23 protein-coding genes, 1 tRNA gene and 1 pseudogene are annotated in these 17,282 nt (G+C 66.5%); 15 read left to right on the top strand and 10 right to left on the bottom strand.

The window, feature by feature from the left end; translation table 11 throughout:
* Window positions 1-30: 30 nt before the first annotated feature.
* A pseudogene (locus D7T59_RS05030) lies at window positions 31-252 on the top strand (hypothetical protein); the annotation flags it as partial.
* 6 nt (window positions 253-258) lie between these two features.
* Here D7T59_RS05030 and D7T59_RS05025 read toward each other — a convergent pair.
* Entirely contained in the window at window positions 259-1,020 is a 762-nt protein-coding gene (locus D7T59_RS05025) for an SDR family oxidoreductase (RefSeq protein WP_180852086.1), read from the bottom strand.
* A 132-nt stretch (window positions 1,021-1,152) separates the two neighbouring features.
* Between D7T59_RS05025 and D7T59_RS05020 the strand changes: the two genes are divergently transcribed.
* Window positions 1,153-1,995: a bifunctional transcriptional activator/DNA repair enzyme AdaA gene (locus tag D7T59_RS05020; protein WP_164138828.1), complete on the top strand. Its 843-nt coding sequence runs from the start codon at window positions 1,153-1,155 to the stop codon at window positions 1,993-1,995.
* Window positions 1,996-2,056: 61 nt separating this feature from the next.
* On the opposite strand, the gene D7T59_RS05015 is transcribed toward D7T59_RS05020, so the two are convergent.
* Window positions 2,057-3,082, bottom strand: a complete 1,026-nt coding sequence (locus D7T59_RS05015; RefSeq protein ID WP_180852088.1) for an NADP-dependent oxidoreductase — start codon at window positions 3,080-3,082, stop codon at window positions 2,057-2,059.
* Between the two features lie 367 nt (window positions 3,083-3,449).
* Between D7T59_RS05015 and D7T59_RS05010 the strand changes: the two genes are divergently transcribed.
* From D7T59_RS05010 to dxs, 6 genes are all read left to right on the top strand, one after another.
* Window positions 3,450-3,525 (top strand) — tRNA-Phe (locus D7T59_RS05010).
* Window positions 3,526-3,665: 140 nt separating this feature from the next.
* Complete coding sequence (locus tag D7T59_RS05005; RefSeq protein WP_180852090.1) at window positions 3,666-4,217, top strand: lipocalin family protein; 552 nt, start codon at window positions 3,666-3,668, stop codon at window positions 4,215-4,217.
* Between the two features lie 167 nt (window positions 4,218-4,384).
* Window positions 4,385-4,861, top strand: coding sequence for an LEA/WHy family protein (locus D7T59_RS05000; RefSeq protein WP_164138834.1), 477 nt, complete (start codon window positions 4,385-4,387; stop codon window positions 4,859-4,861).
* Between the two features lie 65 nt (window positions 4,862-4,926).
* Window positions 4,927-6,717, top strand: a complete 1,791-nt coding sequence (locus tag D7T59_RS04995) for an acyl-CoA dehydrogenase C-terminal domain-containing protein (RefSeq protein WP_164138836.1) — start codon at window positions 4,927-4,929, stop codon at window positions 6,715-6,717.
* Between the two features lie 494 nt (window positions 6,718-7,211).
* Window positions 7,212-7,877 (top strand): HNH endonuclease, encoded by a 666-nt coding sequence (locus D7T59_RS04990; RefSeq protein ID WP_019336875.1) that lies wholly within the window; start codon window positions 7,212-7,214, stop codon window positions 7,875-7,877.
* Window positions 7,878-7,982: 105 nt separating this feature from the next.
* A complete protein-coding gene (gene dxs, locus D7T59_RS04985; protein ID WP_180852116.1) occupies window positions 7,983-9,890 on the top strand; it encodes a 1-deoxy-D-xylulose-5-phosphate synthase in 1,908 nt (635 codons plus the stop codon).
* A 149-nt stretch (window positions 9,891-10,039) separates the two neighbouring features.
* Here dxs and D7T59_RS04980 read toward each other — a convergent pair whose 3' ends face one another.
* From D7T59_RS04980 to D7T59_RS04970, 3 genes are all read right to left on the bottom strand, one after another.
* Window positions 10,040-10,243, bottom strand: a complete 204-nt coding sequence (locus D7T59_RS04980; protein ID WP_005410416.1) for a hypothetical protein — start codon at window positions 10,241-10,243, stop codon at window positions 10,040-10,042.
* A 169-nt stretch (window positions 10,244-10,412) separates the two neighbouring features.
* Window positions 10,413-10,973 (bottom strand): DUF3011 domain-containing protein, encoded by a 561-nt coding sequence (locus tag D7T59_RS04975; protein ID WP_180852092.1) that lies wholly within the window; start codon window positions 10,971-10,973, stop codon window positions 10,413-10,415.
* Between the two features lie 133 nt (window positions 10,974-11,106).
* Window positions 11,107-11,313: a hypothetical protein gene (locus tag D7T59_RS04970; protein WP_180852094.1), complete on the bottom strand. Its 207-nt coding sequence runs from the start codon at window positions 11,311-11,313 to the stop codon at window positions 11,107-11,109.
* A gap of 396 nt (window positions 11,314-11,709) precedes the next feature.
* Here D7T59_RS04970 and D7T59_RS04965 point away from each other — a divergent pair, with 396 nt between their 5' ends.
* The 4 genes from D7T59_RS04965 (at window position 11,710) to D7T59_RS04950 (ending at window position 13,241) form a co-directional block, all read left to right on the top strand.
* On the top strand, window positions 11,710-11,994 hold the full coding sequence (locus tag D7T59_RS04965) for a hypothetical protein (RefSeq protein WP_164137566.1): 285 nt from the start codon (window positions 11,710-11,712) through the stop codon (window positions 11,992-11,994).
* Window positions 11,995-12,006: 12 nt separating this feature from the next.
* Window positions 12,007-12,240 carry a DUF1653 domain-containing protein gene (locus D7T59_RS04960; RefSeq protein ID WP_164137567.1) on the top strand — a complete coding sequence of 78 codons (234 nt, stop codon included), beginning with the start codon at window positions 12,007-12,009 and terminating at the stop codon, window positions 12,238-12,240.
* Window positions 12,241-12,322: 82 nt separating this feature from the next.
* Window positions 12,323-12,895 carry a TetR/AcrR family transcriptional regulator gene (locus tag D7T59_RS04955; RefSeq protein WP_180852096.1) on the top strand — a complete coding sequence of 191 codons (573 nt, stop codon included), beginning with the start codon at window positions 12,323-12,325 and terminating at the stop codon, window positions 12,893-12,895.
* Between the two features lie 13 nt (window positions 12,896-12,908).
* A complete protein-coding gene (locus D7T59_RS04950) occupies window positions 12,909-13,241 on the top strand; it encodes an SMR family transporter (RefSeq protein ID WP_164137569.1) in 333 nt (110 codons plus the stop codon).
* A gap of 22 nt (window positions 13,242-13,263) precedes the next feature.
* On the opposite strand, the gene D7T59_RS04945 is transcribed toward D7T59_RS04950, so the two are convergent.
* A complete protein-coding gene (locus tag D7T59_RS04945; protein WP_006380555.1) occupies window positions 13,264-13,437 on the bottom strand; it encodes a DUF1328 domain-containing protein in 174 nt (57 codons plus the stop codon).
* 94 nt (window positions 13,438-13,531) lie between these two features.
* Complete coding sequence (locus D7T59_RS04940; RefSeq protein WP_180852098.1) at window positions 13,532-14,173, bottom strand: LysE family translocator; 642 nt, start codon at window positions 14,171-14,173, stop codon at window positions 13,532-13,534.
* 153 nt (window positions 14,174-14,326) lie between these two features.
* Between D7T59_RS04940 and D7T59_RS04935 the strand changes: the two genes are divergently transcribed.
* Complete coding sequence (locus D7T59_RS04935; protein ID WP_180852100.1) at window positions 14,327-15,019, top strand: aspartate/glutamate racemase family protein; 693 nt, start codon at window positions 14,327-14,329, stop codon at window positions 15,017-15,019.
* A gap of 24 nt (window positions 15,020-15,043) precedes the next feature.
* On the opposite strand, the gene D7T59_RS04930 is transcribed toward D7T59_RS04935, so the two are convergent.
* Window positions 15,044-15,439 (bottom strand): hypothetical protein, encoded by a 396-nt coding sequence (locus D7T59_RS04930; RefSeq protein ID WP_164137572.1) that lies wholly within the window; start codon window positions 15,437-15,439, stop codon window positions 15,044-15,046.
* Window positions 15,440-15,680: 241 nt separating this feature from the next.
* Between D7T59_RS04930 and D7T59_RS04925 the strand changes: the two genes are divergently transcribed.
* Together D7T59_RS04925 and D7T59_RS04920 are read left to right on the top strand one after the other, a co-directional pair.
* Entirely contained in the window at window positions 15,681-16,190 is a 510-nt protein-coding gene (locus D7T59_RS04925) for a DUF3011 domain-containing protein (RefSeq protein ID WP_180852102.1), read from the top strand.
* An 86-nt stretch (window positions 16,191-16,276) separates the two neighbouring features.
* Window positions 16,277-16,726, top strand: coding sequence for a GNAT family N-acetyltransferase (locus D7T59_RS04920; protein WP_180852104.1), 450 nt, complete (start codon window positions 16,277-16,279; stop codon window positions 16,724-16,726).
* Here D7T59_RS04920 and D7T59_RS04915 read toward each other — a convergent pair.
* Together D7T59_RS04915 and D7T59_RS04910 are read right to left on the bottom strand one after the other, a co-directional pair.
* On the bottom strand, window positions 16,705-17,046 hold the full coding sequence (locus D7T59_RS04915) for a low molecular weight protein tyrosine phosphatase family protein (RefSeq protein ID WP_180852105.1): 342 nt from the start codon (window positions 17,044-17,046) through the stop codon (window positions 16,705-16,707). The two genes, D7T59_RS04920 and D7T59_RS04915, sit on opposite strands and share 22 nt — an antisense overlap.
* Window positions 17,043-17,243, bottom strand: coding sequence for a hypothetical protein (locus tag D7T59_RS04910; RefSeq protein WP_164137576.1), 201 nt, complete (start codon window positions 17,241-17,243; stop codon window positions 17,043-17,045). Before D7T59_RS04910 ends, D7T59_RS04915 begins: the two co-directional genes overlap by 4 nt.
* Between the last annotated feature and the right edge of the window lie 39 nt (window positions 17,244-17,282).

Below are 17,282 nucleotides of genomic sequence, written 5' to 3'. Positions count from 1 at the left end.
GCTGTTCCCGCGCCTCCAGAATCCGATCCATCCGTTTCAGTCGATCTGCCCGGTGCAGCACTGGAAGACGGCTGGCCGACCCAGGCAGCGATCGACGCCGAAGTTGCGTTCATGAAGCGCGCGCTGGGCGCGGCACTCGGGCGCAAACTGGCCGGTGGCCGCGCCCGGTTCAATTGGGGCGAAGCCTGGGCCCGGTTCGATCCGAAAGGCTTCATGGCAAGCAGCGGCATCCGCTACTTGCCACGCTCGTGACCCCACTCAGGTACGGGTAATCGACACCCCACCCTCCACGCGCATCGCGGTACCGGTAACGAAACTGCTTTCATCGCTGGCCAGGAACAGCGCCGCATTGGCGATCTCCTCCGGCTCGGCGAGGCGCTTGAGTGCGTGCAGCGAGCGCACGAAGTCGCGGGCATCGCCAGTGGGTGCGGCCTGCCGTCCCATCTCGGTATCGGTGCCACCCGGCAGCAGCACGTTGCTGCGCACTCCGCGCGCACCGTATTCGGCAGCGATCACCTGGCTCAGGCCGATCAGCCCGGCCTTGCTCGACGCATAGGCCGCCATGCCCGGGAAGCCCACGGTGTGGCCGACGAAGGTGCCAACGAACACCAGCGAGCCACCGCCGCGTGCCAGCAGTGCCGGCAACTGCGCGCGTGCGGCATGGAAGGCCGCATCCAGATTGGTCGCCATCACTTCGCGCCAGGCGTCCACCGGGAACTTCGCCGCCGCTACGCCCGGGCCGAGCATGCCGGCATTGTTGAGCGCGATGTCCAGGCCACCGAATGACTGCTGGGCCAGATCGACCAGCGCCTGCGCCGTGCCCGGGTCGGCCACGTCGGCGGCATGCACCACGGCGTCGCCACCGGCGGCGCGAATCTGCTCGGCGAGCGCCTGCAGCGGCTCCGGCCGCCGTGCGTTGAGCACCAGCTTTGCCCCTTCGGCAGCGAAGCGCAGCGCGCTGGCGCGGCCGATGCCGGCGCTGGCTCCGGTGATGAGTGCGATCTTGTTGTTCAGGCGCATGGGCGTGGCATCCGTTGTGAAGTGGCCACAACGATGCCTTGCCTCCGGACTGCCAACACTCCGTTTCCGGGCCAGGCCGATCGGTGCAGGAAACGGAGTTTCCGCAGCACCGGCACATGCCAGAATCCAGCCATGGACAGCACCGCCTTCCCCACGACCGACGCCCGCGTCGAACGGGTCTGCCGCCACCTTCAGGCCAGCCTTGACGAACCCTCGCTGCAGGAACTGGCCATGATCGCCGGCTGCAGCCCCACCCGGCTGCACCGCCTGTTCAAGCAGGCCACCGGGCTGACCCCGAAGCAGTACGCCTCCGCACTGCGCGCTGACCGCCTGCGCACCGGGTTGCAACAGCAGGAACGCATCACCGATGCCTTCCACGACGCCGGCTTCGGTTCCAGCGGGCGCTTCTACGAGAACGCACCGAAACTGCTGGGCATGACCCCGAAGCAATGGCGCGCCGGTGGTCGCGGCGAAGTCATCCACTTCGCGCTTGCCGAAAGTTCACTGGGCAGCGTGCTGGTGGCCAGCAGCACCACCGGCGTGGTCGCGATCCTGCTCGGCGATGATCCGGAAGCGCTGCTGCAATCACTGCAGCAACGCTTCCGCCAGGCCGAACTGGTCGGCGCCGATGGCGGTTATGAACAACTGGTGGCACAGGTGGTTGGGCTGGTCGAGGATCCGACGCGGGGCGCCACGCTGCCGCTGGATATCCGCGGCACCGCCTTCCAGCAGCGCGTGTGGCAGGCGTTGCAGCAGATCCCACGTGGCCAGACCGCCTCGTATGCCGACATCGCCGCGCGCATCGGCGCCCCGCGATCAAGCCGCGCGGTGGCGCGCGCCTGCGCCAGCAATCCACTGGCGGTGGCCGTCCCATGCCACCGCGTCGTACGCCGCGACGGCGACCTGTCCGGCTACGCCTGGGGCGTGGCGCGCAAGCGCGAACTGCTGCGCCGGGAAAAGGCCTCGACTGCCTGAAGTGGGTGCCGACCTTGGTCGGCACGCCCTGCGGTAGCGCCGGGCCGTGCCCGGCGAACACTCAATCCAGCTTCACCACCAGCTTGCCGAAGTTCTGCCCCTTCAGCAGCCCGAAGAACGCCTCCGGCGCATTCTCCAGCCCTTCCACCACATCCTCGCGGTACTGGATGCGGCCTTCGCGCAGCCATTGCGGCATCTCGCGTTCGAAGTCCGGCCACAGGTGGTTGAAGTCGTGCACGATGAAACCCCGCACGGTCAGGCGCTGGCGCAGGATCTGGCTGAACAGTGCCGGCAGCCGGTCCGGGCCGGGTTGTTCAACGCCACGCTCGTTGTAGGTGGCAATGGTGCCGCACACCGGAATCCGGGCGAAGTCGTTGAGCAGCGGCAGCACTGCATCCAGCACGTGCCCGCCCACGTTCTCGAAATACACGTCGATACCCGCGGGCACCGCCGCGCGCAGCCGTTCGGCAAAGTCGGCCGCACGATGATCCAGCGCCACGTCCACGCCCAGCGTCTGCAGATAGGCACGCTTGGCTTCGCCACCGGCGATGGCGACCACGCGCGCCCCCTGCAGCTTCGCGAGCTGCGCAACAGTTGCGCCCACCGGACCAGTCGCGGCCGCGACCACCAGCGTCTCGCCCGGCTTCAGGCGGGCGATCTCATGCAGGCTGGAATACGCAGTGAATCCTGGCATGCCATACACGCCCAGCGCCGTGCTCAGTGGCAGCCCGGCCGGATCGAGGCGACGCCCCAGTGCCTTGGCCGGCAGTACCGCATGGGTCTGCCATCCGCCTGGCGCCAGCACCAGGTCACCCACCGACACGCCGTCAGCCTTCGACTGCAGCACCTCGGCCACGGTCTGGCCTTCCATCACCGCATCGATGGCCACCGGCGCAGCATACGAGGGGCCCTCATCCATGCGACCACGCATGTACGGGTCCAGCGACAGATAGCGGTTGCGCAGCAGCACGTCGCCGCGTGCAAGTTCCGGCAGTGCGGCCTGCTCCAGACGGAAGTTGGCTGCGCGTGGTGCGCCCTGCGGACGCGAGGCCAGCACGATACGGGAGGTAACGCGGGAATCGGACATGGTGACCGGCTCTGCTGTTGCCAGCATCAGGAAAGGAATGCCGACACTACGCCGCAACGATCGCCGGTAGCGGCCGCGAAAACAGCGTTCCATCGCCCGCCCCGACGCGGCACCGACACAGGCCTTGCCGTTGCGGCATTGCCGATCACCGCGGCCTGCTGATTTCCGCCACAGGGGATGATCAGGATCGCGCCGGGGCGCCCGCATCGATTCCAGGCCCTTCCCGCCCTGTACCGCGACGGCGGATCAACCACTTGCGGGCGCGCAGACGGCAATGTGAAGAAATCTTGGCAAAACGCTTGCCGAAGGCATCCGACCTCCGTAATATACGCCTCCTTGGCAGCGACCTCGCTGCTACGAAACATGTGGCCGAGTAGCTCAGTTGGTAGAGCAGGGGATTGAAAATCCCCGTGTCGGCGGTTCGATTCCGTCTTCGGCCACCAHHTTCRRAGRCCTGCAGAAATGCGGGTCTTTTTTTGTTCGCGCTCCGCGCAAGCGGCGGCCATACCACCCGGTTGACGAAACATTTACACCGGCATGTGCGGCGGCACCTACGCTCCAGACTCCTGCTTGGAGCCTGCCGATGCCTCTGCGCCCCGCCCTGCTCGCCTGCCTGCTGCTGGCCGCCTCCCCGGTGATCGCCGCCGAACCGGTGCGGGCGGTCGACACGCTGGACATCGACCGCTATGCAGGCCAATGGCACGAGATCGCGCACCTGCCGGTGTCGTTCCAGAAGCAATGCGTCGGCGACATCACCGCCAACTACGGGCTGCGCCGCGATGGCCGCATCAGTGTCACCAATGCCTGCCGCAACGCCGACGGTGAACGCGTGGTCGCAGAAGGCGTGGCACGCCCGGTGGCCGGCCATCCCGGCCAGCTGCAGGTGCGCTTCGTTCCGGACTGGCTGAGCTGGGTGCCACTGGTCTGGGCGGACTACTGGGTGCTGGCGCTTGACCCGGACTACCAGTGGGCGCTGGTCGGTGAACCGGACCGGAAATACCTGTGGATTCTCTCGCGCCTGCCGGAAATGGATCGCGCCCGGTTCGAACAGCTGAAAGAAAAAGCCGAAGCCATGGGCTACGACCTGGGCCCGCTGCGCCTGATGGCCCCGCTTCGCGATACGCCCGCCGATTGAGCTGCCGCTCGATCCGCACGCGCACCGCGCACCCGAAGATCCAGCGCCGCGCACGCCCGGCCGCCATCTTCACGCGCTACCCTCTGCGACGGGTCGCCACAGGCGATCCAAACGACCATACGCCGTAGTATGCTTATCCAACGCACCCCTCCAGAGGACCTGCGCCCATGCTCCACCGTTTCCGTATCGCCTTGATCGTCCTGTGCACCCTCGCCCTTGTTGCCTGCAACAACGGCATCGTCAAGCGTGTTTCGGAACCGGCGGCCAGCCTGCAGCAGCTGACCGTGCGCGCCGACGGCAACTGGACCGTGGCCCTGCGCCTGCAGAACTTCAGCTCCATGCCGATGACCTTCGACGATGTCTCGCTGGCGCTGACCGTCGGCGATGCCGAAGCCGGCACCCTGCAGGCCAAGCCGGGCATTTCCATCGGCGGCACCTCGGCCGACGTCATCAACGTCGACCTGGTACCCAGTTCGGCCGCACGCCTGGTGGTGGCCGATGCACTGGCCGGCAACCGCACCCTGGCCTATGGCCTGAAGGGAACGGTGGCAGCCACGCCGCAGGAAAAGAAGCAGCGCAGCTTCGATATCAGCAGCCGCAGCACGCTCAACCAGGCCCCGGGCCTGCCCGGCGTGCTGCGCTGATTCCCACCTTCCGTCGCGGCGCCTGGCGCCGTTCTCCCCTGCCCTGATCAAATCGAGACGTACCGATGAGCAGCTACACCGCCCCGCTTTCCGACCTCCGTTTCGCCCTGCACGACGTGCTCAAGGTCGAACCCCTGTTCGCCCGGCTGGGCTTCACCGACGCCACCGCCGACGTGGTCGATGCCGTGCTGGAAGAAGCCGGCCGTTTCAGCGCCACCGTGCTGGCCCCGCTCAACAGCGTTGGCGATGAGATCGGCTGCGTGCTCGACCAGGCCACCGGTGAAGTGACCACCCCGCCCGGCTTCAAGCAGGCCTACGACCAGTTCGTCGATGGCGGCTGGACCGGCCTGACCGCCTCGCCGGAGCTGGGCGGCCAGGGCCTGCCGCACACCCTGGGCGTGCCGCTCAACGAAATGATCAACGCCGCCAACCTCGCCTGGGGCAACTTCCCGCTGCTCTCGCATGGCGCCATCGAAGCGCTGAAGCAGCACGGCGAGGCCTGGCAGCACGAGGCCTTCCTCAAGCCGCTGATCGAGGGCCGCTGGACCGGCACCATGTGCCTGACCGAACCGCACTGCGGCACCGACCTGGGCCTGCTGAAGACCAAGGCCGAGCCGAACGCTGACGGCAGCTACTCGATCACCGGCACCAAGATCTTCATCACCGCCGGCGAGCACGACCTGACCGGCAACATCGTGCACCTGGTGCTGGCCAAGCTGCCCGACGCGCCCCCGGGCGCCAAGGGCATCTCGCTGTTCGTCACCCCGAAGTTCAAGGTCGACCGCGAGGGCAACGTCGGCGAGCGCAACGCACTGCGCTGCGGGTCGATCGAGCACAAGATGGGCATCAAGGGGTCGGTCACCTGCGTGATGAACTTCGATGGTGCGCAGGGCTACCTGGTCGGGCAGCCGCACAAGGGCCTGCAGGCGATGTTCACCATGATGAACACCGCGCGCCTGGGTGTTGGCCTGCAGGGCATCGGCCTGTCCGAGCGTGCCTACCAGAACGCGCTGAAGTACAGCCGTGAGCGCCTGCAGTCGCGCGCCCTCAGCGGCGCCAGGTTCCCCGACAAGCCGGCCGACCCGATCCTGGTCCACCCGGACGTGCGTCGCATGCTGCTGACGGTGAAGTCGCTGGTCGAAGGCAGCCGCCTGCTGGCCCTGCACGCCGCCACCCTGATCGACGTCGCCCACCACGCCGAAGACGCCGCCGAGCGCGAACGCGCCGACACCCTGGTCAGCTTCCTCACCCCGATCTCCAAGGCCTGCCAGACCGAGTGGGGTATCGAGAACACCTACAACGCCCTGCAGTGCTTCGGGGGCCACGGCTACATCCGCGAGCACGGCATGGAGCAGCTGGCCCGCGATGCCCGCATCACCACCCTGTATGAAGGCACCACCGGGATCCAGGCACTGGACCTGATCGGCCGCAAGACCGCCTCCAGCCAGGGCGCCGGCCTGAAGCTGATGCTGGCCGAGATCGAAGCCTTCGCCAAGGCGAACGAGGGCAACGAAGCGCTGGCCGAATTCATCGGCCCGCTGCGCGCCAAGGCCGCCGAATGGGGCAAGCTGACCCTGGACGTGCTGCAGCGCGCGGCCGCCAACCCGGACGAACTGGGTGCGGCCAGCTACGACTACCTGTTCTATTCGGGTTACGTGGTGCTGGCCTACTGGTGGGCCCGCAGCGTGGCCGCCGCCGATGCCAGCGCGCACGGCGCCGCCTTCGCCCAGGGCAAGCGCGAGACCGCGCGGTTCTACTTCGCCCGCGTGCTGCCGCGCACCCTCAGCCACGCCGCCGCCATCCAGGCGGGCGCCGCCCCGCTGATGGCGATGGACGACGAGCGCTTCGGCGCCTGAGCCGGGCTGCGCCCGGCACCCGCGGTAGTGCCGGCCGCTGGCCGGCAACCGCAACAGCAACCGCAACAGCAACATCAACGGCAAGAGCTGGCTTCCTGCGGGATGGCGCGGTGGGTCCAATTGCGGGGGACGCTGCAAGTACGTCCATGTAAGCTCGATCGCCGCATCCATGCGGCTCACGCCCCCGCAACCGGACCCACCCCGCCTTCGACAGATTTCTGCTGCTGTTGTGTAGGTGTCGACCTTGGTCGACACGGCAGATCCACGCCATGCGTGGACGAGGGGTCAGAGCCCTTTCCTGCGGAAAGGGATCCGACCCCAGCCTGACAGTCCGCCCCACAATCCATCTGGAGAAAAGCCCCCTTTTGTTAAAGGGGGCGCGCCGACAGGCGCGGGGAATAGGAGGAATGCGCGGACCTGAATTGTTGCGTTTTGGGTATMGCCCAAGTAGCGATACCCAAAACGCAACAATTCAGGTATAAGCTGTTCTCCCGATGGAGACAGACACTACACGCTTGGGTCTGATCGAAGCCGGAGCTCCGTTTTCTGCTCCGGGCGCCGAAGCATCGCCCAACGCCACGACGCTGCATCGCCCCGGTTCGGTCCGGCTGCTCTCGCTTGATGCCCACGGACGCGTACTGGACTGGATCACCTGGCAGGATGCGGCGTGCCTCTACGCCCGCGAAGCCGTCGCCTGGACACTCGGCGATCCCTGCCTGCACATCCACGGCGGCACCAACCGCTTCAGCGGCCTGCAGAGCGGGATGGACCTGCACCCGATCATCGCCGCCCGCGGCCACGCCCGCTCCCGCGCGATCGACCCCACGCCGAACCTGACCAACCCGGCCCTGTTCGCCCGCGACGCCCACCTGTGCATGTACTGCGGCCAGCAGTTCAACCGCCCCACGCTCACCCGCGACCACGTCATGCCACTGTCCAAGGGAGGCCTGGACTGCTGGGAAAACGTGGTCACCGCCTGCTTCCACTGCAACTCGCGCAAGAGCGACCGCACCCCGCAGCAGGCCGGAATGCCACTGCTGGCGGTGCCCTACCGGCCCAGCTGGATCGAGCATCTGATCCTGTCCAACCGCAACATCCTGGCCGACCAGATGGCCTTCCTGAAGGCGCAATTGCCGAAGCGGTCAAAACTGAGCACCTGAATCGCCGAAAATGCAACCCTCACCGTCCTGTCACGGGCGGCGGCGTTTGCTTGCCCCACCCCCGTTTGAGGGCGAAAATGGGCGTTCAGAACAAGTGCGAACATGATGATCGACTCTGCCCGCTATCCCCGCCTCGCGCGCATCCAGACACCGGATGACCTGCGCACGTTCGACGAATCCGAAATGAGGGCGGTCGCCGACGAACTGCGCGCCTACCTCATCGAATCGGTGGGCAAGAGCGGTGGCCACTTCGCCGCCGGCCTGGGCGTGATCGAACTCACCGTGGCACTGCACTACCTGTACCAGACCCCGCACGACCAGCTGGTCTGGGACGTGGGTCACCAGACCTACCCGCACAAGATCCTCACCGGCCGTCGCGACGAGATCCATACCGTCAAGCAGAAGGACGGCGTCGCGCCGTTCCCGAAACGCGAGGAAAGCGAATACGACACCTTTGGCGTCGGCCACTCCTCGACCTCGATCTCGGCCGCACTCGGCATGGCCATCGCGCGCCAGTCCGAAGGCGACGACCGCAAGGTCGTTGCGGTGATCGGCGACGGCGCGATGACCGCCGGCATGGCCTTCGAAGCCCTGATGCACGCCGGCGGCATGGACCCGGAACCGAACCTGCTGGTGATCCTCAACGACAACAACATGTCGATCTCCGAGGCGGTCGGCGGCCTGACCAAGATGCTCGGCCGTGCCACCGGCAGCCGCACGCTCAACGCGCTGCGCGAAGGCGGCAAGAAGATTCTCGGTGACAAGAAGAACAACCCGGCACGCTTCGTGAAGCGCTGGGAAGAACACTGGAAGGGCATGTTCGTGCCGTCCACGATGTTCGAGGAGATGGGTTTCCATTACACCGGCCCGATCGATGGCCACGACATGCCCGCCCTGCTGTCCACGCTGAAGACGCTGCGGGCCTCCAAGGGCCCGAAGCTGCTGCATGTGATGACCACCAAGGGCAAGGGCTACGAGCCGGCCGAGGGCGACCAGATCGGTTACCACGCCGTCGGCCCGTTCGACCCGGACAAGGGCCTGGTGGCCAAGGCCGGCGCCAAGAAGCCGACCTACACCGATGTGTTCGGCGACTGGCTGTGCGATGCCGCCGCCGCCGAGCCGCGCCTGTACGGCATCACCCCGGCGATGCGCGAAGGCTCCGGCCTGGTGCGATTCAGCAAGGAATACCCGCAACGCTACTTCGACGTGGCGATTGCCGAACAGCACGCGGTCACGCTGGCCGCCGGCATGGCGACCCAGGGCGGCAAGCCGGTGGTGGCGATCTATTCCACGTTCCTGCAGCGCGCGTACGACCAGCTGGTGCATGACGTGGCGATCCAGGACCTGGACGTGCTGTTTGCGATCGACCGCGCCGGCGTGGTCGGCCCGGACGGTGCAACCCATGCCGGCAACCTCGACCTGAGCTTCCTGCGTTGCGTGCCGAACCTGGTGGTGATGGCGCCGTCCAACGAGGCCGAGTGCCGGCAGATGCTCAGCACCGGCCTGCAGCACCCGGGCCCGGCCGCCGTGCGCTATCCGCGGGGCACCGGCACCGGCGTTGCAGCCGGCACCGATCTGTCCACCCTGCCGATCGGCAAGGGCGAACTGCGCCTGCAGGGCACCCGCGTTGCCCTGCTCGCCTTCGGCAGCACCGTGGCCGCCGCCGAACAGGTCGGCCGCGAACTGGGCCTGAGCGTGGTCAACATGCGTTTCATCAAGCCGCTGGATCGCGAACTGGTGCTGGCCATGGCCGCCCAGCACGAAGGCCTGGTGACGATCGAAGACAACGTGGTGGCCGGCGGCGCCGGCTCCGGTGTCGGTGAGCTGCTCAATGCCGAAGGCGTGCTGCGCCCGATCCTGCACCTGGGCCTGCCCGACAGCTACCAGCACCATGCCAGCCGCGAGGACCTGCTGGCCGAAGCCGGCATCGACGCAGCGGGCATCCGTGCGGCCGTGCTCAAGCGTTGGCCGCAGCTGGCTGCGGGTACCCCACCGCTGAGCGCGGCGGGCTGAGGCCCATCACACGTCCATGGATCCACGCATGGCGTGGATCTACTGTGGAGCAGAGGCCAGTCCACGCCATGCGTGGAAACAGATACAAGATGGATCCACGCCATGCGTGGATGGTGGCTCCCGGAAAAATGAGCCGGCGGGCCCCGCACTCAGCCGTAGCTGACCGCTTCCACGAAGGCGCCGCTGGCTTCCACGCGCACGGCAGCGCGCTGCCCGGTATCGACAAAGTGCAGGCGCGCCAGGGTTTCAGCGAAGTCGAAGGCCCGGGCACCGTCGCGGAAATCGATCGGCTCCGGCCGGTCCGGATGCAGCACGCGCCATTGGCGCTGTTCGCATTGCAGGCGGATCAACATGCGGCTCACTCCTTGAGGCAGCGTATCGATGGTGGCTGGACCATTCCTGCCGATCACGGCAGGAATCATCGCAACAGATCAGGGACACACAGAGGCGCCCTGATCGCAGAAGATACGACAGTTCAAAATGTGAGCTGTATCAGATTTTTCTGATTTTAGAGGGCCAGGCTCAATTCACCTGGAACTGTGCCCGACAGCCGTCACTGACCCAGATGCCACGACGACCCCAGCCCCAGGTCTGGCCCTCGATGCAGGCACTGCGCGAATCCTGCCGGACCAGGCGCACGCCGCGGCGGATGCGGGCGTCGCAGTACTCCTGGCGGTGGCCATTGGAATGGCAGGTGATCACCTCACCGCCGCCCCAACCGTTGCCATTGCCGTTGCCCCAACCCCCACCATTGCCCCAGCCGCCACCACGGCGGTACTCGCCAACGAACTCGGCGCGGCAGCCCTGGGTCACCCAGACGCCATAGCGCGACTGGCCCCAGGTCTCACCTTCCACGCACGGCGAGCCGGACAACTGGCGGATCATCCGCGCGCGGCCCTCCAGGCGGCACTCGTTGCTACGGTTCTTGATCGACTCGCAGCGCACGATGCCACTGCCCTCACGGCCGCCGTAGCGGTCGTCGTCATACCCGTACCCATAGCTCTGCGCCTGCGCGCCACCGGCGGCTGCCAGCATTGGCAGCAGGGTGCAGGCCACGGTGCGCCAGGTGAGTGCCTTGCCCATCGATGTCTCCAGATGAATACGATGGCGCAAGCATCCGGGATTCGCGGCACGACGCACAGGGGGGCGCGCTGTTCCGGTTTTTTCCCATTCAAACTACTCAACCGCGGCTGACCGCACCGGACTGCCCCAGGTTTCACTCTCCAACACGGACCGCTTCCACTGACGTGCCGAATGCGGCGACCCGCACCGTGCTGCACTGTCCCGTGCGGCGATGGTGCTCCTGGGCAAGCGCGAAGGCCGCGTCGAAAGCGTCGGCGCCACGGACGTAACACGCGGCATCGGGCGCATGTGGATGCAGCACGGCCCAGTGCCGGGCAGTGCATTGAACGGTGATGACCATGAAAGGCTCCTGCAGGTGAAAGGATGCAGCGGCAGGCGGTTGGATGCTGGCCGGTACCTCCACAGGCTAGCGATCGCCTCAGGGATGGCCTATCGGACATGTACGAAAATGCCACCGGACGCGGTCGGCCTCCCCTCACATCCCTGAGTCCGTTTAGCCTGTTCATTCCGTGATCCTTGTCACGGAGTCAGCCGGGCTTCACACTATCGTCATCAACAGGGGCCCCTTCCACATGCGCACCTTCTTCTCGCAGCAGCGCTGGACGTTGCTGAAGTTCTACTTCGTGGCCAGCTACCTCGTGCTGATCGAGGAACTGATCCGGGCCGCCGTGCACTGAGCGCTTGCTGCCGGCAAGGCTGCGGCAGACACTGTTGCTTTAGGCACGGAGCCCACCCGATGAAAGCGCTTCTTCTGATTCCAGCCCTGCTGGTCCTGGCCGCCTGCGCGAGCCAGGATCAGGCGGCCGCGCGCGCCGATGCTGCAGCCGCAACCCCGGCCACGCCGGTCGTCGGTGGCGATCGCGATGCCCATGGCTGCATCGGTTCGGCCGGCTACCAGTGGTGCGAGCACAGCCAGCGCTGCGAACGCCCGTGGGAACTGGCACAGGCGCAGGGCCTGGCCAACACCGCCGAGGCCATCGACAGCTACTGCGCGAAGCCGGCCAGCCCGGCCCGCAAGTAAGCGGTGCGCGCCATGGCTGAATTGAGCCCGCTGCCCACCCTCGCCCCGGGCCGCTACCGCCATTTCAAGGGCGGCGAGTACGAAGTGATCGACATCGTGCGCAGCAGTGAGACGCTGGAGCCACTGGTGCTGTATCGCGCCCTCTATGGTGAAGGCGGCCTGTGGGTGCGCCCGTATCCGATGTTCATTGAACAGGTCCCTGGCGAACACGGACCGCAACCGCGCTTCGCCCGCATCGGCGATTGAGTACAGGCTGCCGGCCTCGCGCCGGCAGTGGCAGTGCAGCGCCTGCGCTACAATCGTACCGTCCAGTCGGTTTCTTCCTGCCATGTCCGCATCCCCTTCCCGTTCGCGCCGCAAGGCGCCCGACAGCGTGCGCCAGTCGCTGCTGCAGGCCACCATTGAAGTGATCGGCCAGCAGGGCCTGGCGGCCTTGACCGTGCAGGACGTCGCGCAGGCAGCCGGGGTCAGCAAGGGCGCGCTGTTCCATCATTTCAGCAGCAAGCAGGCCCTGGTCGACGAAGCCATCGGGGCGCTCATCGGCGAGTTCGAAGCACGGGTGCGCGCCCTGCTGCAGGAAAATCCGGTGGGACATGGCAGCTTCAGCCGCGCCTATGTACAGGCCAACTTCGAACACCTGCTGCAGCAGGAACAGGAGAACGACATCGGCCTGACCCTGGGCAACCTGATGGAACCGGGCCTGCTTGCGCACTGGCGCGACTGGAAGCGCGCGATGCTGGCCGAGTTCCCCGACGAAGCCAGTGATCCACGGCTGTATGCCGCGCGCTGCGCCGCCGATGGCTACTGGGCCACCGCTTACGGCCGACCGCTGGACGAGGAAGAACGCATCAACGCATTGGCGATGGCCGAACAGGCGCTGAAGCTGTGCGACCCGCTGTGAGTCGGAGCCCGCGATGAATCCCTACGCTTATCTCGCCGCCGCAATCGTGCTGGAAGTGATCGCCACATCTCTGCTGAAGGCATCCGACGGCATGAGTCGACTGGCACCAACGCTGGGTGCGCTGGTCGGCTACGGACTGTGCTTCTACCTGCTGTCGGTGACCATGAAATCGATACCGACCGGAATCGCCTATGCGATCTGGTCCGGGGTCGGCATCGTGCTGATCTCGCTGATCGGGCTGGTGGTGTTCAAGCAGCGCCTGGATCCGCCGGCGCTGATCGGCATCGGCCTGATCTGCGCCGGCGTGCTGGTGATCAACCTGTTCTCGCGCAGCAGCGCACACTGAGCATGCTGCTGCGCGATCAACGCTAGCTGACCTTCTTCGCTACGGTCATGCCGAGCAGGAACAACACTACGGCGATGATGATGCCGGCCCAGAACAGGAACTTGGCGATGCCGACGGCGGCGCCGGCGATGCCGCCGAAGCCGAGCACGCCCGCAATGACGCCGATGATGGCGAAGATGATGGCCCACTTGATCATGTCGATCCTTTCCCCGCAGGGACTATAAACAGTGGGATCAGGCTAGGCCGGCGCCGATGCCGTACTCGTGAACAGGCCGCGTGCGCGGCGTGAATCAGCGCGGCCGGAAGCGCAGCAGCGCGACCGCGAATGCCAGGAACACGCTTCCGACCAGGCGCTCGAACCAGCGCCGCGCGAACGGCCTGGCCAACCAGCGGCGCAGGCCGTGTCCACCCGCCGCGTACATCACGTACCAGAACAGTTCGCAGGCGGCGAAGGTGGCCACCAGCACGCTGTACTGCACGGCCTGGCTGCGCGACGGATCGACAAACTGCGGAAGGAACGCAGCAGCGAACAACAGCAGCTTGGGGTTGCTCAGGCCGACCAGAAGCCCACCCCGGAACACGGGCCAGGCACCGAGCGCCGGTGTCATCGGCACTGCGGCATCCACCGTCACCGGTGGCGCGGGACGGCAGCTGTCGCGCCATGCCTTCAGGCCCAGCCAAGCCAGGTAGGCCACGCCCAGATAGCGCAGCACTTCGAACAGCATCGGCGAGGAATGCAGCAGCGCGCTCAGGCCAGCAGCGGACGCGGCCAGCACCAGCAGCATCGCCAGCAGGCATCCTGCCATCGCCGGAATGCTGCCACGGAAACCCAGCCCGACGCTGCGCCCCAGGATATGCAGCATGTTCGGCCCCGGCGTACCGCACAGGACAAAGACCGTGGCCAGGAACCACCACCAGGTATGCAGGGCCATTCGACATCCACCTCGGAAGAGCACGCCAGCATAGGCCGTGGGCACGGCACGTGGTACATACAGCACGGCATGGATGTGGAGGTTACAGATGGCACGCACCGCACGCCTGTGCCCATCTGTGCTGCAATGACAATCTCTTCCCTGGAGCAGCGCATGAAGACTCTCGGCCTGATCGGCGGCATGAGCTGGGAAAGCTCGGCGCAGTATTACCGGCTCATCAACGAGGAGGTACGGCGGCGGCTCGGAGGTGCACACTCCGCACAGCTGCTGCTGTGGTCGGTGGATTTCGCCGGCATCAAGCAGCTGCAGCACGACGGCGACTGGGACACCCTGGGTGATCACATGGTCGATGGCGCGCGGCGCCTGCAGGCGGGCGGCGCCGACCTGCTGATGATCTGCACCAACACCATGCACAAGCTGACCGATCGCATCGAGGCGGCCTGCACGCTGCCGCTTCTGCACATCGCCGATCCGACCGCGACCGCGATCCTGCAGGCAGGCGCGCGCAAAGTCGGCCTGCTCGGTACCGCCTTCACCATGGAGCAGGACTTCTATCGAGGCCGCCTGCAGGAACGCTTCGGACTGGAGGTCCTGGTTCCCGAAGCCGATGATCGTCGCAGCGTGCACGACATCATCTACCAGGAACTGATCGCCGGTGTGGTCAGCGAGCACTCGCGACAGGTCTACGCCGGCGTGATCGCGCGCCTGGTCGAGCGCGGCGCTGAAGCGATCATCCTGGGCTGTACCGAGATCATGCTGCTGGTACGGCCGGAAGACAGCGCCGTACCGCTGTTCGATACCACTGCATTGCATGCGCGGGCCGCCGTGGACGCGGTGCTGGCGTGAATCGATGCACGCCGGAGCGTGGAATCAGTCCGCGCCCTGCACTTCCAGCGCGGTGACCAACCAGTCGACCACGGCCTGCGAATCGCACAGGAAGAAGACGCCATCTCCCGAGCGCGCTTCGGTGAGCAGGCGATAGACGGTGATCGCCACCGCCGACTGGTTGGCAATGAACACTTCCGGGCTGCGCGGCCCCTCGCTGTGCCCTGCCACGGCCTGCAGCGCCTTGCGCGCAGCCACAGTGGCAGCCGGGTCCGCGCTGCGGGTCAGTTCCGGCCCGCGCAGCCCCCAGGCAACGAACACATGCTTGCCCTTGAACGTAGTGTCCAGGACCTGCACCTCGGCCGCGCCTGCGCCTACCGAGCGATGAATGACGATACTGCTGATCAACGCAACCCCCTGTGGTCGTCGTGGTCCGCGCATCGTCCTCCACAGGCCGGCCGCGCGCCAGTGACGGCCGCCACAGGCCGCGCCAACAGGCGTGGAAGACGTGTAAGAAGGTGTAACCCGATGCGATCGGATGTGCAGCGATGATACGGGATGTAAGCCTCTGCATGGACCTGCGCGCACTACTAAATCCCCACTGAGCCACGTCGGGAACGAAGCGTTCCAATGGACCCGGGCTGGGTCATTCTTGCCGCCCCGCTCCCTCAACGAGGCCCCCATGACCCATCGCCTGCTGCTGCCCATTGGCGGCATCTCCCTGGCCATGCTGCTTGCAGCCACCACCGTGACCGCCCAGGATTACGACGCAGCGCGCATTCCCGCACTTCGCTGCGAATCCCAGTTCAACAAGACCGAGCAATGCCCGGTCGAGGGCCCGATGCGCCTGGCCAGGCAACTGTCGGTCACCCGCTGCGTGGAAAACCAGAACTGGGGCCAGAGCCGTCGCATGCTGTGGGTGACCGATGGCTGCCGTGCCGAGTTCGTCGCCGACGGACATGGCCGCTGGCCGGGACGCGGCCGGGGCCGTGATCGCGACGATGAGGGTGAACGCCTGGTCTGTGAGTCCTATGAAAAGAAGGACAAGGAATGCCGCATCCGCGTGCGTCATGAGGTGCGCATGGTCAGGCAGAAGTCGGTGACGGCCTGCATCGAAGACCACAACTGGGGCTGGGACCGACGCGGTATCTGGGTCAGCGACGGCTGCAGGGCCGAGTTCCGGGTGTATTGACTGCCGGCCGCGCGCTGGCTGTGGCGGATGTGCAGACACGGCCGGCGTGATCGATAGACTGGGCGTACCTCCCCCGGGAGCCTTCGATGGTGCCGCCCGCTCCTTCTTCGACGATGCTGCATATCCGCGAGGCGTTGCCCGCAGACGTTCCCGCGTTGATCGCGCTCGACAGCGTTGCGCCCCACGATCCGCAGCGCGCACGGCAGATCAGCGACTGGCAGGCGAGCGGTGGCGTCCACGTGGCCGAACGGGCCGGCCAGCTGGCCGGCTACCTGGCCATCCACCATCACTTCTTCGGCGAAGCCTTCGTCGAGATGCTGATGGTGGCGCGCGAACAACGCAGCCAGGGCGTCGGCGCCGCACTGCTGCGGCACGCGATCGCACAGCGTGGACAACGCAAGCTGTTCACCTCGACCAATGCCTCCAACATCGCCATGCAACGCCTGCTCGCCGCCTCGGGTTTCATCGACAGCGGCATCGTGCATGGTTTGGACGCAGGCGATCCGGAGCTGATCTACCGCTTTGCCGGCAGCTGATCGAGATACGTGGTCACCTTGGTGTCCAGCAGGTCCATCAGCACGGGTTCCATGCAGCGATAGTCGTCGGGGATGTCCAGGCAATGCAGGCGCTTGTGCTCCAGCAGGCGCGCGTATGCGGCCTGCAGGCGATGCTGGTGCTTGGCCTCCATCACGAAGATGACATCGGCCCAGCGGATGTCCGCCGGGTCGATGGGGCGTCGTGCATGCGGGCTGGTGCCGGCCGACCGCGCAGTGAAGCCGGGCCGCCGTCGCCACATGGCTTCGGCGGTCGGGCTGCGCAGCTGGTTGCGGCTGCAAACGAACAGCAGGTTGATCATTCCTGTTCCTGCAGTTGGCGGGCGCTGAGGACCGGATAGGTGAAGCCCAGCTGGCGTGCGCGCGCGAGCTTGGCATCACGCGTATACAACAGCTTCCAGTTCTTCTCGGGCTTGTAGCTGTAGGCGGTCGTGGCGCGGTCGCCACCGCGGTTGCAGGCCTGGCTGCGACGCCAGGCACGGTTTCGTGCAGATTCCATGATGTGTTCTCGTGAGTACCGGGTTCAGCAGCCGCGGTA

Source organism: Stenotrophomonas maltophilia (assembly GCF_013464915.1).
Classification (GTDB): domain Bacteria; phylum Pseudomonadota; class Gammaproteobacteria; order Xanthomonadales; family Xanthomonadaceae; genus Stenotrophomonas; species Stenotrophomonas maltophilia_AT.
Note: the sequence above shows the minus strand (reverse complement) of the source record. Positions and strands in the feature narration are given on the sequence as shown.